This is a genomic window from Pseudopedobacter saltans DSM 12145, assembly GCF_000190735.1.
Taxonomy (GTDB): Bacteria; Bacteroidota; Bacteroidia; order Sphingobacteriales; family Sphingobacteriaceae; genus Pseudopedobacter; species Pseudopedobacter saltans.
The window spans coordinates 3,182,821-3,197,975 of sequence record NC_015177.1; the positions used below are offsets into that span (position 1 = coordinate 3,182,821).

Below are 15,155 nucleotides of genomic sequence, written 5' to 3' on the forward strand. Positions count from 1 at the left end.
TGAGATAAACGGCAAAAAATAAGTCCCTTCGAATCACTTCAAAAGGACTTTAATTATGTTATCGTAATAGCGTTATTCTATCTCCACTCCTTGAATTTATTAATCAATCCATTAGTGGAACCGTCATGAGAAGTTATCTCATCATCGTTTCTCAACTCAGGAAGAATTTTTCCAGCTAATTGCTTTCCTAATTCAACTCCCCATTGGTCGAAACTGAAAATATTCCAGATTACACCTTGAGTGAAAATTTTATGCTCGTACATTGCAATCAGACTTCCCAATGTTCTAGGTGTTATTTCCTTAACCAAAATAGAGTTCGTAGGTCTGTTACCTTCAAAAACTTTGAAAGGAGTAATTTTAGCGATTTCCTCTGGCGATTTTCCGGCTAATTCAGCTTTCACTTCATCCTCAGTTTTTCCATTCATTAACGCTTCTGTTTGTGCAAAGAAATTAGAAAGCAATAGCGTATGGTGCTCTCCAATTGGATTATGCGATTTAGCAGGAGCAATAAAATCACAAGGAATCAGTTTAGTACCCTGATGAATTAATTGATAAAATGCATGTTGGCCATTTGTTCCCGGCTCGCCCCAAATAACAGGTCCGGTTTCATAATGAACTGCTTTTCCACTTCTATCCACATACTTACCGTTACTTTCCATATCGCCTTGCTGGAAATAAGCAGCAAAACGATGCATATATTGGTCATAAGGTAAAATCGCCTGTGTTTCAGCTTCGAAGAAATTATTATACCAAATACCTAACAAGGCCAGAGTTACCGGAATATTCTGTTCAAAAGAAGCAGTTTTGAAATGGTTATCCATCTCATGTGCTCCAGCTAATAATTCTTCAAATTTGTCGAATCCAACACTTAAAGAAATTGGCAAACCAATCGCACTCCACAAAGAGTAACGGCCACCAACCCAATCCCAGAATTCGAACATATTTGCTGTATCGATTCCGAATTTACTTACGCCTTCTACATTTGTAGAAAGTGCCGCGAAATGCTTAGCAACATCCGATTCATTTGCTCCCGATTTTAGAAACCATTCTCTTGCTGTATGTGCATTCGCCATTGTTTCCTGCGTAGTGAAAGTCTTGGAAGCAATCAGGAACAATGTAGTTTCCGGATTTAAGTTCTTAACCGTTTCAACTATATGTGTTCCGTCTACGTTAGATACGAAATGTAAGTTTAGGCGGGTTTTGTAAGCTTTTAAAGCCTCGGTAACCATTACCGGACCTAAGTCAGAACCACCAATACCGATATTTACAACATCTGTAATGTTCTTACCAGTAAAACCTTTCCATTCTCCTCCAATAATAGCCTCCGTAAATTTCTTCATTTTAGCTAAAACGCCGTTTATTAATGGCATCACATCTTCACCATCAACATAAACCGGGGAATTGCTTCTGTTTCTTAAAGCGGTATGCAGCACTGCTCTATCTTCAGTTTCGTTGATTTTCTCTCCACTAAACATAGAATTAATCGCTTCGTCCAATTTGCATTCTTTTGCCAGTTGAATTAACAAAGCAACCGTCTTGTCATCTATTCTGTTTTTAGAATAGTCAACCAATATATCGTTAAATTGAATTGAGAATTTCTCAAATCTCTTTGGATCTTCTTTAAACAGGTCTCTTAAATGCTTCTCGGACATGTCCATCATGTGATGAGCAAGATATTCGTAAGCTTGAGTTTCTGTAAAATTGATTTTAGACAACATGATGAGTTTTCTTAAATTTTGTGATTTAAATAATGGCGCAATATAAGAATTGTTACAATTCTAATGTCGATTTTTATTTAAATATACACTAAACTTTCGATAAGTGCACTTAATTCTTGCTGAATGGTTAGCGTCTTATCTTTCGCATACCAATAATGTAATTTTTCAGAGATTTCGGCAATTCCAAGAGAGCTGTCTCTCTTTAATTCACCCATTAATTCCTGAGCCGGAATAGGTCTTGGACCCCAACTTGCTATTTCGTGACCATTTGATTTGTCGATTACAACCAATTTAGGAATCGCTCTTCCTCCATTAGTTAAATATCTATCCATTATTTCCAGATTCTGGTCTCTCCAAATCAAATCCAATTCAATTTTTTGATTGGATTCTTCAGCAATTTTATTGATAACCGGAATAATCTGAGAAGCGTCACCACACCATGCTTCGGTTAAAACCAAAAATTTATATCCTTTATTCAACTTTTGAATAGCATTCACAAGCTCTTCACTTAAAACGACGGTTTTATCCAGCCGATTCATTCTATGAACATTCATCTTCGTATATTCGATCATAAATTCAGAATGATCGTTTCCTGATGTTTTTCCTGATGCCAACAAATTGTCTATAATCTCTCTGTATTCTTTATACTGCATATTATACTTTAAAAATGTAACACAATAATTTTCAATTCCCTTAAACCTTTTAGAAAACCCTTAGTCTAATAACTTTTTTGATTTATTTTAAACTAAATTCCGAAATGACCTTTTGCCGAAACAAAGTTACCGTATTTGTATTGTTGCTCTTTATTAATCTGACCTCTTTCTCGCAAAATAACACGGCCCTGACAAGTCCCACATCACAAGCTGGCTTAACACTAAGAGGAAAAGCAGTAGACGAGAAAACAAATATTCCAATAGACTTCGCAACAGTTAGTCTTGTAAAAGCTAATGAAACGCAGGCTGTAGCGGCTACTCAAACCGATATTGATGGTAATTTCTCTTTTAAAAACATTAAAGCTAAAGGGAGTTATAAAGTTATCATCAATTTTATTGGATACAATGCGTTTTCTAAAACCATTTCTTTGAATAACTCCATGAATTTGGGAATACTTAAATTAAAACAAAGTGCGTCTTCTGTTTTAAATGAGGTTGTTGTTACAGGCACTAAAGATGTTATACAGTTAGGAATTGACCGAAAAGTTTTCAATGCGGATCAAAGCTTAGCTACGCAAGGCGGCACAGCTACAGACCTATTGGCAACTATTCCTTCTGTACAGGTCGATTTGGATGGAAATATAAGTTTAAGAGGTACAAACAACGTAAAAGTGATGATTGATGGTAAACCTTCTACTTTTGGTGGTGGTGATGTAACTGCTATACTTCAATCGCTACCTGCCAATGCGATAGAAAAAGTTGAACTGATTACAAATCCATCTGCTAAATACGACCCGGAAGGTCAGTCAGGGATTATCAATATTGTGTTAAAAAGGAGTAAAAACGCCGGTATGAACGGAAATGTAAACCTTTCTGCCGGGAAATACGAAAGCTATAATGCAGGCATCGGGCTTAATTTTAGAAACGAAAAATGGAATCTTTCCGGAAATTATAATTATAGAGAGGGAGACAGACGCGGTTCGGGATTTAACTCTACTCAATTCCTGAATAACAGCAACAATCCTTTTACTTCATCTACCCAAATTAGAAACAGATTCGACAGCAATCACACCATAAAATTTGGTAGCGAATACTTCTTTACTCCAAAAACAAGCTTAGGCCTGTCAAGCAATCTAAATCTAAGAAAAGAAAAAAATCACGACTCTGTTAATCAACTGTTTTTTGGCAACAATAACGAAATACTGGACAGAGGTCCGGGTTTCAACCGCGAGTCTGAAGACAATAAAGGATACGATATCAACCTTGATTTCTACCATAAATTTAAAACTGACGGAGAGGAATTAAGTTCGAATATTTCATTTGGAAACAGAAGAGCAGATCAATACGAAAATATCGTACAAGAGTTTTTCGACGCCAATAATACGCCTTCTGCCGACAGATTTGGTATGAACAGAATAAATGACATTGATCAGAAGAGCAAAAACTGGAATTTTCAGTTAGATTATACCAGACCTTTCTCTAAAACGAGTAAGCTGGAGTTAGGCTACAGGTCGACTATGCGCTACAACGACGAAAACCAAATTTCTGATACATTAGTTTTAAACACCAATATCTACGAAAGGGATAAAACTTTAAGCAATCTTTTCGAACTGGAAGATATTGTTCACGCGGTATATTCCAATTACCAGAACCAGCTTACAGATAATTTTGGAGTACAAGTAGGTCTAAGAGCGGAGCAAGCGTATTTGAATACAGATATTTCTGGTTTGGACAACAATAATGTGATGCAGAGAAGTTCTGGCAGATTAGACTATTTAAGGGTTTATCCTAGTATTTATCTTACTCAGAAGCTAAAAGGAGATAACCAATTGCAATTAAGTTATTCAAGAAGAGTTAACAGGCCCAGAGGCTGGCAGGTAAATCCTTTCCCTGACGTTTCGGATAGATACCATATCCGTATAGGTAATCCAAACCTTAAACCAGAAGACATACACGCTTATGAATTTAGCTACGCTAAGTTTTGGAAATTGGTAACTTTTACATCTTCGATCTATTTTAGACAGGTTAATGATGTTGTCCAAAGTATCAGAAAAGAAAACCCGGATCAAAACGGTGGAACGATATCTGAGTTTTATAATATTGCCAGAAGCAGATCGGCTGGATTGGAACTAATTAGTCGCGCAAATATTACTAAAAGTTGGAATATTACCGGAAATATCAATCTTTTCAGATCGTATTTTAAAGGTGATGAAAGCCTGGGAATTAACGACAACGATGGTTTTAACTGGAATGGAAGCTTAAACTCAACACTTTCTATTACGAAAGCATTGGCCGCTCAGGCAAATTTCTTCTATATGGCGCCAAGAACAACGTCGCAAGGAAAGATGAGAGAGATGATGAGTTTGGATGCTGGCTTAAAATATGATATTTTTGGTAGAAAAGCCAGTCTGGGTTTCAACATGCAAGATATCTTGAACAGCAGGAAATTTGGTATGTACACCAATAACCAAAACTTTATTCAGGAGTTCGAGCGTAGAAGAGCAGGTAGAATGTTTAATTTCAGTCTGAATTACAGATTCGGAAAAACGGATTTAAACAGCAGTCAAAAAAGAAGCAAAAAAGGAGATGAAAGACCAGGCATTGGCGGAGATGAAGAAATGGGTTTTTAAAAACTTTTTAGAATGAGAATAACTTTGGGTCTGTTTTTTTTAATTTATATCAGTACATTTTCGATCGTTGCATATAGTCAGGATAATCAGATACAATTAAAGGGGATTGTTCCCGGTAAACAGGCTAAAAACATTCAAATTGTTGAACAGCGGATTTCCGCTAATATCTACCGGGATTATAGCTACGTAGAATGTTATTATCATTTAAGAAATACCGGAGCAGAAGTGGAGGCTGAAATGGGGTTACCCATTATGAATTTCGTTGCAGCTTCTCAAAAGAATGTAAATCTTTACGATAGAAACAGTTTTGAAGTTCTTATCAACAACAGAAGTATAGGTTATCGGAATATTTATATTCCGAACGAGCTTCGTGAAATTACCGGAAGAAAAAGCAATAAAAATGCTGTAAACAGGTATTATAAGAAAAATATGCCGGGTTATGCCTGGCGTATTCTTTTTCCAGAAAACGGTGAGTTGCAACTTCTTGTAAAATATAAATTACCTGCGGGACAAACCAATTCATTCAATTATTTCGGCTATCAACTGGCACAATCCGCGTTATGGAAAGGAAAAATAGAACGTACCGAAGTTTCCGTCAACCTGGCTGGCATAAACCCGGATGCATTAATTTCCGTTGCGCCAAAAACAAACGAGCAGAATCCACAGAACTTCAAATGGCATTATAAAAATGCCGATAGTAAGGACTATATCTTTGTTAAATATCAGGGTGGATTTTCGAGACGAAATAGTTTCGAAAGAGAAACTGCTTCAAACTCAATCAAATTCCTTTTAAACAATAAAAAGGTTTCAGAAAAAAAGATCGAAAAGCAGAAGAAAACTGAAATTGCTTTTGTCAAAAGATCAGAAAATCAAGTAAATGTTTTTACCAAAGACTTTGTATTGAAGTCTTTCGCCAATGAAGTCTCGGAAAGATTCCCCGATATAAAAAAGCGTATCGAAAAACTGGACACCTATAAATTTGACACAAGCTACATCCTGATCTTAAACGGCCGGAGGGTGAATAGAAACAAGGCTTACGAGACACTGTATGAAACGCATTCTACCAGTATCAAATCTTTAGAACTAAAAGACGACACCAACAGCGGAAAAACTGAGATAAGTATAGATACGCAGAAAATAACCACATACGGGGCTTAGAAATAACAGGAAGTTTGGTCTTTGGTTCGTCCAAAAATACGGGCTTTCAACATAATTTCATGACTTCCCTTCTGTATCTTAGCCAGCTCGGTATTGGTAAAATCGTAAGAATAACCAAACTGTATACTTGGTGTTATAAAAATTGAGGCCATTAAATCGAAGGAATCTTTTGTTCTGTATGATGCGCCCACCCAAAGTGTTTCACTGATCAATAAATTCGCATTAAAATCAAGCTGTATTGGAGACCCGTTAACATATTTCGCTAAAAAGTTTGGTTTTAGTTTAAAGTTCTCTCCTAACTGCAATAAATAACCAGCCTGAAGCATATAATGCGGTCTGTACTTTGTCGCCGAAGCTTCTTTGCCTAAAGAAGCAATATCTCTATAATAAAAGTGTGGCGATGAAAATCCAAGATAATACTTCTCTGAAAAAAGCATGATACCAAACCCAAAATTTGCCCGCATTTCTTTAGAATTCTGAAAAACGGGATCATTTATAGATCCTGGGCTGTAGTTATAATTGTCAGAATAATTCGCTTTAAAACTACTTACCCCTCCGTTAAATCCCACAGATAAAAAAGTCTCTTCAAAAATCTCTACTTTTTGTGCCAAAGAGAGATACCCTCCCGTTTCTTGAATAACCTCTCCTATTTGATCGTTAACGAGAATAGCCCCTACAGAAGTATTCGATTCGTTTATCGGTGTATGCAAAGTAAGGGTTTGTGTTCTTGGCGCTCCTTTAAACCCCACCCACTGCATTCTGGAAACTCCTGTAATCGTAAAGGCATCATCTAAACTGGAGTAGGCCGGATTCACCGCCAGGGTATTGAACATGTATTGCGTGTACATGGCTTGCTGCTGACCATAAACGGTCATAAACAAGATGTTCAACACAATAAACAGGTGAAATTTCCGCATGCTCAGCCCTCAGATTAGTTTTTTTACTAATCTTATACGGACAAGCTCCTGAGTAGTTACTTTATTTCTGGATTTATAGCTTTGTTAACAATCTCTTTACAACAGTTGGCATAAAGCAAAATGAAATCCATCTCCTTAGGTTTTATTACAGGAAATAAAACCGCAAATATTGTTTGGCTGCTGTACCCCACTGTTTAAACACATTCTCTAAAGTTGTTTTTAAGTTTTTGCTGTCAATATTCTTACCCTTTGTTGGCATTTGAAAAGACGACGATGAAACAGGCATATCTTTAACAGAAGTAGCAAACCAGGTCATATGCTCATGTGGCAAGGCAACACCTAAAATCATACCTGGCAACCCCGTAAAAGATTCAGGGCCTCCCGAAACAGGGATTTTATCGGTATAGAAAGCAACCACGTAAATAGAGTCCATAATTACGGCATTTGCTCTTCGACAAGGATAACCAGCTATTTCACGCGTCTCGCTTGTAATTTTCCAATTAATTTTACGGAGACTGTCTTTTACTAAATAAATTTCTTCAAAAATTGACTTTTGTGTTATACTGGTCTTATTTTTCAGATCTGTTTGGATAATGTTTATCTGTTGTACTCCTGGAGAGTTTCTAACAAAAGCCAGAGAGTTATCCTCTTCTTTAATAGGCTTAAAAAAAGTGGTTTGGTTAGAAAACAACAAAGTACTTTTCATAGTAACAAACTGAGGATGTTTAGATTTATATTCATCAAACATCTTTTGCATGTATACTTCGTTATTTTTATTTATCGACATACGAAACATCGCATGTATATTGATCTTCTTTTCAAACTGTATTTCTCCTTGAGTGGCAAACCGGCTATGCTGAGCAAAAACATTACAGCACAGTGATAAGAATGCGATAAGAATGATATATGGCTTTTTCATTATTCAGTTTCTTTTGTTGGTGTTTTAACTTTACTACCTATCCCCATTTTATTGAAATCCCATATCAAAGAAAACATAAAATATCTTCTAATGGTGTTGTAGCTGCTTTGGGATATCGAGTTATCATAAGCAGATCGATTGAATCCGACATTCTGATTTAATAAATCCCTGACAGAGACAGACGCTACTAAATTCTTTTCTTTAAAGAATTTTTTACGAATGCTCGAATTGATAATTGTCCGCTCGAACGAAGTATCAAATGACGATGTCTTCTGTTGATACTGATACTCTCCGTCTGCTCCGAACTCGAAATTTAAAGGCAGATATATATTGAACGACGCTCTGTTAAACAATTCCCAACCATTGTTATTAATATTCTTTTGAAGGCTGGAATATCCGGTTTTATAGCGTGGACCAAGTGTTATGTAAAAATCATATTTAGACTCCCTGTAAGCAGATGCATTCAAAGAAATAAAATAACTATTTGAAACGCCTTTATTAAGCTCTCCATTTACATAATTATAATAGGTATTTCCATTTACACCTCCTCCAAAACCTCCATTAATGGGTCCAATTTTTCTTGCAAAATTGAAATACATATTGTAATTATTAGGCCTCTTATCGCTTAGATTAACAGATTGATAAGTAGTTTTTCCTACCGAGTCGGTAGTCGACTTATTTACAATAGAATTCTCGGTAAGGCTATAGGAGCCACTGACATATAAATATCTGCTGTTCAGAATTTTATAAGTATTATACGAAGCATTCAGTCTATGATTAAAAGAAGGCTTCAATGACGGATTTCCGATGTAAATGTTCAAAGGATCCGTATTGTTTCGAATAGGTTGTATGTCATAAATACCGGGTTGTCTGCTTGATCCATTATAATCAACCCGAAAGCTTTCCTGATTACTAAATTTATACTGATAATTTACCTGCGGATTTAGATTGATAAAATTTCTATCGTATCTGGTTTTCGTGTATGTATCTATCTGATTGAAATCTACATGGGCTACCTTAGTCCCAAAGTTCAATGTAGTCTTATCTTTCTTATAATTAAATATTGCACCGGCTTCATTAGAATATTCCTGTAACTCGAAATTATTACTGTATAAAGAGTCTAATTGATCATACCTTCCCGATCCTGACTGGTTCAAAGACTGTTTATTAGACGTTCTGTTGTTTAAACCAAAACGATAATTAAACACCAGTGAAAGCGATTTCGTTATAGGTTCCGTATAGGCAACATTCGTATTAAAATTAGTCCCTTCAGAGTTATTCAATTTCAGTTGATTGATATTTACCATACTGTCTATAATTAGGTTCGCATCCGTAGAGCTCGGATTAAAGAATATATTCTCCGAGTTTAAATAACCTTCTGAATTATTCTTATTATAAGCAATAGATGTGTTGATAGATACAGTACGACGTTGTTTTTTTAGCTTTTTATTCCATAAAATATTGGCTTCCACATTTTGCTGGTCTCCATTGTTGTCAACCGTTCTTTTATTTCTATTCTGTAGTATATCATTGTTTTTATAGGTTTCAGAATCAAAATCATCATTCGATTTCGTATGCTTTGTACCCGCTGAAATTCCCAATTTTATTGTTGATGTAGAATCTATTTTGTTTGTGAAAGTAGCATTGAGCCTTTGTCTGGATAAATAATTACGAAACACATTATGACTGACGTTTTGCGTAATTCCCGAGGGTAGATTCCTTTGATTAAGATTATCCCTATAACCATTAACCTCCATATCTCCCAATTTATAATTCAGGTTGAAGGTCTTTTTATTACTATCCCATTTATTCTCATAACTAGCCGCGGTAGAACGTGTTTCGGGAATTCCCTGTCCATTATAAGATATATCATCCCTGCTGCCATAACTAATCATATAACCATCATCACTAAAAGAAGTATTTGATTCTCCAAAACGCTGACTATCTCTCCAATTCAAACCCGTGGTAGAAGTATTACTATTTGTTCCGTAAACAGATAATTTTTGTCGGGCAGTAAAAAGATTTGCCATTGCCTGCTGCTCGTAATAACCTTTGGCAACACCAGCGCTTAATTTTCCGAAATAACCTTTCTTTTTATCTTCCTTTAATTTGATATTTAATGTTTTATCTTTCACTCCATCATCTATCCCGGTAAAGGTTGCCTGATCACTTTTTTTGTCGTATAGCTGAACTTTATCTACCATATCGGCTCTCAAATTCTTTGTCACCAAAGTTGGGTCATCGCCAAAAAACTCTTCTCCATCCACCAATACTTTTGTTATCGTTTCTCCATGAGCGGTGATTTTACCATCTTTATCTACCTCTATACCCGGGAACTGTTTAATCAGATCTTCTACTTTAGAGTTTGGTTGTATAACATAGGCTACCGCATTAAATTCGGTAGTATCACCTTTTATGGTAATTGCATTCGCAGTACCTTTCACCAGCACTTCGGCCAGTAATCTGGACTTTAAAACCATATCCACCTTGCCAAAATCTATGCTTTTGTTTACAGAGTCCAGTTTAAATGGCTCGCTATAATCTGCATAACCCGGATAAGACAACAAAAGGATAAAATCACCCTGCTTTAAATTATCTACCGTGAAATTACCATTGTTGTCTGCCCTTGTAAAATTCAACAATGTGGAATCTTTAGCATTCATGACCAAAATACTTGTGTTCTCCAGTTTGATATTCTCGGCAGGGTCTATAACAAATCCTTTAACGAGATACGGATTTTGCCCGAATACACAAAGAGCAAAAACCGAAAAGATAAAGCCAAAAATGGCAGTTTTCATATTCAAGAGTGGTTTGGTTTATAAGTTTGAAAAGTCTATTTATGATATGGACAATTTATTTCAAACCAAAATTAAATGATTAACGGAAAATTAAAAGATAAAAATTGTTAAATAATCTTAAAAATTCAGCAATCATGAGGAAAGTAAAAGACTTGAAAAAGAAAGTACTCTTGATAGATATTAATTTTATGAAAACAAAGTCCATTTTATTAGAGTTATCCAATAAGAAAATAAGGTATCTAAATAGCACAAAAGTGAAAAAGACTCTGTTCAATTTATACGTTTCTAATTGTCTCAAAACAATAGAAAAAGAGCTAAATACTTTAAAAAAGCAGCAAAAACCAGAGTCTTTTCATCAGCTAAGGGTTCAGGTTAAAAAAATCAGAGCCCTGTTTCATTTTATTAATAGCATATATTCATATCCGGGCGGAATAAGAATACTGAAACCTATATTCAAGAAAGCTGGACAAATCCGGGAACTCCAAATCAATAGTAAACTCCTTCAGAAATTGCATAATCCACCACTATCTATGGTAAAAGATATGGCTAGGAAAGAAAATAACGATCAGAGACTGTTTATAAAAAATATTCCTGTTTATATCGATATCGTAAAAAGGTTAGATATGATCTTTGACGCTCCACTCTATCTGCCTAAGAAAAAAACAGCAAAAAAATACTTTCAAAAACAAATTCGAAAAGCCAGTAACAAATTCAATAAGGGGTCAAAAAAAGGTCTTCATCAGCTTAGGACTCAGCTGAAAACACTCATGTATGTTTACAAGGCTTTGCCAGACAATATTCAAAAATCATTAAATTTAAATGCATCTCATGTAAATAAGCTGCAACACAGACTAGGTTTATGGCATGATACCTACTCTGCAATCGGTTTTTTTTCAAATCAACATTTTAGAGATAAAAAAAATTTTATTACGAAACTGAAGGCTCGCAATAGAGAGTTGTATCGGGATATACTTTATGCAAACCTAAAAATGAAAAAGTCATAACGAACAATAAGTCGTAAGATGAAAAAAGTAATCATAACAAGTTTATTAACAGTGTTTATATCAGTAATCAGCTTTGCCCGAAGCATAAACACGGAAAAATCGGTTGTAAACTTCAAAATCAGCAATATGAAAGTAAACGTCGTAAGAGGGACTTTTAGTAGAATGACAGGCGAAGTGGATTTTAATCCAAACAAGATTTCGACTTCTTCTTTTGATGTGTGTATTGATGCCACAACCGTAAACACAGACAACAAAAAAAGAGATAAACACCTTAGAAGTGAAGATTACTTTGATGTTAAGAAGTATCCAACCATTTGTTTCAAATCAACAACAGTTGTAAAGACCGATAAAGGTTATATTGTTAGCGGAGCATTAACGATGCATGGAGTAACTCAAAATGTTCAAATACCGTTTACATTGTCGCAAAACACTTTTAAAGGCAGTTTAATCGTAAAGCGGTTAGACTATAAAATTGGTAATAGTGGAACTTTTTTGATGGGTAATGAAGCAGAAATAATTATAGTTGCAGTGTTGAATTTATAATATTTTCAGCTCAAGGTTCTTCTCCTTACCAAGCATTATTATTTAAATTCCTCCGTCTCTTGCTGTTTGGCTTTCCTAAATCAAAATACTATTCAGGCTTCTTTTCCGGTATCAGTTTATAGGTATAAACATTATAAGGCAACAAAAATGCAGCAAAAGCCTTTGCTATAAATGCTGCTAAAAGCAATGGTACAAACAAGGTGAATCCGTTAGGAACAAGATTACAAACCAAAAACAAGGCAGTTAAAGGTGCATGGATAGCTGCAGACAAAGTAGCTGCCGCGCCAACCAGCGCAAAGTTCAATACCAACAGGTGTGTTCCAAAAAATTTATTACACAAACCTGCGAACAAAACACCTAAAACCGCTCCGGCCACAATACTGGGAGCGAAAACCCCACCGTCACCCCCAGCGCCAAGTGTTAAAGACGAAACGATTGGTTTTAACGACATTAATAGTAGCAATGTCAAAATAAAAGAATTACTCATTTTAGTTTCTAAAGCATGAGCCAATATATCGTTCAATCCGTGATAACTGTCTCCAAACAGAAATGGCAGGAGATAAATCATAGCACCTACAGCAATAGCTCCCAGGTTTACCCGAATAAAATTGTTGTTTATTTTCGCGAAGCCATCTTTTACCTTAATAACAGTCAACGTAAAAAACACGGCCAGCGCACCGCCCATCAAACTTAAAACAAGGAAAAAAGGCAAAGCAGACCATTTCCAGTTATCAATAGAAAAAGGCAATAAGGTATGCCCATCAAAAAAGTAAATAAACAATGCTGCCGCAATTGCTGATGCCGTACAGCTTATGATCAGAGATTTATTGATTTTTCTGGCAATAACCTCCATAGCAAATAGCCAGCCGGCAATAGGGCTTGCAAATAAAACAGCTACTCCGGCCGTAACCCCGGCACAAATCATCTCCCTCTTAAAAGCGTAAGCGCCCATTTGCTTTTTATAAGCCACATTTCCAACCGTAGCTGTAGCAACCACTGTTGATACCTCAATGCCTGTTGACCCTCCAAAAATCACAGTTAAAAACCCGTTTATATAGTGCGAAGGGATTTTAAAAAAAGGTAAGTGATCTTTTCGCTGATCAAGCGTTTTATAAATCTCTGTAATCCCTTTATTCTTCCTGTTTTTAAAGGCGTATTTTCTAAGAAAATAAATAATGGTAATACCAACCGATGGCAGTATAAAAAGCAAAACCGGATAGTTGGGTTTTATCCATTCAAATATCCGCTCTTCAAAATGCTCCGTCAAATGCTTCAGAGATTCGGCAATAATAGAACATATAAGACCTATCAGAAGAGATGTTATTAATAATTTAACGTAGTGGTAAGCAAATATTTTATTCCTCATTTCTTTGTATACCAATCAAAAACACAAGCAAAAGTAAGAGTATCTGAGTCTCTGTCAAAAATTATATCAAATCCATTAAAATTTCCTTAGATTAGCTTATCCAGTCCAACAAAATCTGATTGCCATGACTAAAGTTTCCTACCCCGAACTATATAAACAGTTCGAAAGAGTTTTACTATCGTTAGCATTCGACCCGATAAAGGCCAAATCTATAGCAGAAATATTCGCCAATAACAGCTTAGATGGCGTATACTCCCATGGTTTAAATCGCTTTCCTGTATTTGTCGATTACGTCAAAAAAGGCTGGATAGCTAAAGATGCAGAACCAACATTGGTAAAGAGCCTTGGCGTAATAGAACAATGGGACGGACAATTGGGTCCCGGTATGCTGAACGCCAAAATAAGTATACAAAGAGCTATAGAACTTGCAAAAAAGAACGGTATGGGTTGTGTGGCTTTAAAGCGTACTAACCATTGGATGCGTGGTGGATCTTATGGCTGGCAAGCAGCTGAAGCGGGCTGCATCGGTATTAACTTTACCAATACCATTGCCATTATGCCGCCATGGGGAGCAAAAGAACCCGCTATTGGTAATAATCCTTTAATTATTGCTGTTCCTCGCAAAGAAGGACATATTGTTCTGGATATGGCTATGTCGCAATATTCCTATGGTAAAATGCAGGAAGCGGAATTAAAGCATAAAGAACTTGGTTTTTATAGTGGTTATGATGAGGAAGGAAATTTAAGTAAAGATCCCACAGCTATCCGGATGACAAAAAGAACATTACCCGTTGGCATGTGGAAAGGTTCGGGGCTGGCTATGATGCTGGACTTACTTGCCAGCATATTAAGCGACGGACAAACTACAGGAGAGGTTACCACAAGTAAAAGCGAAACCAATATTTCTCAGGTTTTTATTTGTATCGATCCAAGTCTGAATTCCAATTACGAGGACATTGCCAATAAAATTATCGACTATACTAAAGGTGTACAACCTATCGAAGGTGAAGCTATTTACTATCCGGGCGAAAAAACTTTACAAACAAGATGGCAAAATGAAAAAGAAGGCATCCCTGTTGATGAGGTAATGTGGCAAAAGTTAATGGATTTGTAGACCGAACTAATTGAAATGAAGGAACAACACTTTTTAAAACTATTTTCTCACCGGATGATTTCAACAGCCATCAGTTTATCTTGATAATTGCCGTTGAGAATTAATAAAGAATTCCTAACCTGCAAAAGATACATTTAAGCCTCATCTGCATCCTTTAACCGAAGCGAAAGAGAAAACTTCGCTATTAGTATTTAGATAATGATGTTTTCTAAAATCTGCTTCGCTAAAGCCTATAAACATCGGTGACTATTTCACAACTTCCTTTTCTTGATTGAACTTCTATTACCAAACCTTATTTAAGCCATCTTAAGCAAAGTTTGTCATTGAAAGGAATT

11 protein-coding genes are annotated in these 15,155 nt (G+C 35.9%); 5 read left to right on the plus strand and 6 right to left on the minus strand.

Annotation, left to right across the window (positions count from 1 at the left end; all coding sequences use genetic code 11):
* Window positions 1–77: 77 nt before the first annotated feature.
* Both pgi and PEDSA_RS13540 read right to left on the minus strand, forming a co-directional pair.
* A complete protein-coding gene (gene pgi, locus PEDSA_RS13535; protein WP_013633715.1) occupies window positions 78–1,718 on the minus strand; it encodes a glucose-6-phosphate isomerase in 1,641 nt (546 codons plus the stop codon).
* 77 nt (window positions 1,719–1,795) lie between these two features.
* Window positions 1,796–2,371: a thioredoxin family protein gene (locus PEDSA_RS13540; protein WP_013633716.1), complete on the minus strand. Its 576-nt coding sequence runs from the start codon at window positions 2,369–2,371 to the stop codon at window positions 1,796–1,798.
* 104 nt (window positions 2,372–2,475) lie between these two features.
* Between PEDSA_RS13540 and PEDSA_RS13545 the strand changes: the two genes are divergently transcribed.
* Window positions 2,476–5,001 (plus strand): outer membrane beta-barrel family protein, encoded by a 2,526-nt coding sequence (locus tag PEDSA_RS13545; protein ID WP_013633717.1) that lies wholly within the window; start codon window positions 2,476–2,478, stop codon window positions 4,999–5,001.
* 12 nt (window positions 5,002–5,013) lie between these two features.
* Entirely contained in the window at window positions 5,014–6,159 is a 1,146-nt protein-coding gene (locus tag PEDSA_RS13550) for a hypothetical protein (RefSeq protein WP_013633718.1), read from the plus strand.
* Here PEDSA_RS13550 and PEDSA_RS13555 read toward each other — a convergent pair.
* From PEDSA_RS13555 to PEDSA_RS13565, 3 genes are all read right to left on the minus strand, one after another.
* Window positions 6,156–7,076, minus strand: a complete 921-nt coding sequence (locus tag PEDSA_RS13555; protein ID WP_013633719.1) for a PorP/SprF family type IX secretion system membrane protein — start codon at window positions 7,074–7,076, stop codon at window positions 6,156–6,158. The genes PEDSA_RS13550 and PEDSA_RS13555 overlap by 4 nt on opposite strands.
* Window positions 7,077–7,221: 145 nt before the next feature.
* On the minus strand, window positions 7,222–7,995 hold the full coding sequence (locus PEDSA_RS13560; RefSeq protein WP_013633720.1) for a GLPGLI family protein: 774 nt from the start codon (window positions 7,993–7,995) through the stop codon (window positions 7,222–7,224).
* Window positions 7,995–10,793, minus strand: a complete 2,799-nt coding sequence (locus PEDSA_RS13565) for an outer membrane beta-barrel family protein (RefSeq protein ID WP_013633721.1) — start codon at window positions 10,791–10,793, stop codon at window positions 7,995–7,997. Before PEDSA_RS13565 ends, PEDSA_RS13560 begins: the two co-directional genes overlap by 1 nt.
* 134 nt (window positions 10,794–10,927) lie before the next feature.
* Here PEDSA_RS13565 and PEDSA_RS13570 point away from each other — a divergent pair, with 134 nt between their 5' ends.
* Both PEDSA_RS13570 and PEDSA_RS13575 read left to right on the plus strand, forming a co-directional pair.
* The gene (locus tag PEDSA_RS13570) at window positions 10,928–11,797 is read left to right on the plus strand and encodes a CHAD domain-containing protein (protein ID WP_013633722.1); all 870 of its coding nucleotides are present in this window, start codon (window positions 10,928–10,930) and stop codon (window positions 11,795–11,797) included.
* 18 nt (window positions 11,798–11,815) lie between these two features.
* Window positions 11,816–12,340, plus strand: a complete 525-nt coding sequence (locus PEDSA_RS13575) for a YceI family protein (RefSeq protein ID WP_013633723.1) — start codon at window positions 11,816–11,818, stop codon at window positions 12,338–12,340.
* A gap of 88 nt (window positions 12,341–12,428) precedes the next feature.
* On the opposite strand, the gene PEDSA_RS13580 is transcribed toward PEDSA_RS13575, so the two are convergent.
* On the minus strand, window positions 12,429–13,706 hold the full coding sequence (locus PEDSA_RS13580; protein WP_013633724.1) for a chloride channel protein: 1,278 nt from the start codon (window positions 13,704–13,706) through the stop codon (window positions 12,429–12,431).
* A 124-nt stretch (window positions 13,707–13,830) separates the two neighbouring features.
* Between PEDSA_RS13580 and yiaK the strand changes: the two genes are divergently transcribed.
* Complete coding sequence (gene yiaK, locus PEDSA_RS13585; protein ID WP_013633725.1) at window positions 13,831–14,820, plus strand: 3-dehydro-L-gulonate 2-dehydrogenase; 990 nt, start codon at window positions 13,831–13,833, stop codon at window positions 14,818–14,820.
* Window positions 14,821–15,155 lie beyond the last annotated feature (335 nt).

Coding starts and splice junctions, on each gene's coding strand:
- pgi (WP_013633715.1), bottom strand. CDS start 1,718: ATGTTGTCTAAAATCAATTTTACAGAAACTCAAGCTTACGAATATCTT.
- PEDSA_RS13550 (WP_013633718.1), top strand. CDS start 5,014: ATGAGAATAACTTTGGGTCTGTTTTTTTTAATTTATATCAGTACATTT.
- PEDSA_RS13575 (WP_013633723.1), top strand. CDS start 11,816: ATGAAAAAAGTAATCATAACAAGTTTATTAACAGTGTTTATATCAGTA.
- PEDSA_RS13560 (WP_013633720.1), bottom strand. CDS start 7,995: ATGAAAAAGCCATATATCATTCTTATCGCATTCTTATCACTGTGCTGT.
- PEDSA_RS13570 (WP_013633722.1), top strand. CDS start 10,928: ATGAGGAAAGTAAAAGACTTGAAAAAGAAAGTACTCTTGATAGATATT.
- PEDSA_RS13545 (WP_013633717.1), top strand. CDS start 2,476: ATGACCTTTTGCCGAAACAAAGTTACCGTATTTGTATTGTTGCTCTTT.
- PEDSA_RS13565 (WP_013633721.1), bottom strand. CDS start 10,793: ATGAAAACTGCCATTTTTGGCTTTATCTTTTCGGTTTTTGCTCTTTGT.
- PEDSA_RS13555 (WP_013633719.1), bottom strand. CDS start 7,076: ATGCGGAAATTTCACCTGTTTATTGTGTTGAACATCTTGTTTATGACC.
- PEDSA_RS13540 (WP_013633716.1), bottom strand. CDS start 2,371: ATGCAGTATAAAGAATACAGAGAGATTATAGACAATTTGTTGGCATCA.
- yiaK (WP_013633725.1), top strand. CDS start 13,831: ATGACTAAAGTTTCCTACCCCGAACTATATAAACAGTTCGAAAGAGTT.
- PEDSA_RS13580 (WP_013633724.1), bottom strand. CDS start 13,706: ATGAGGAATAAAATATTTGCTTACCACTACGTTAAATTATTAATAACA.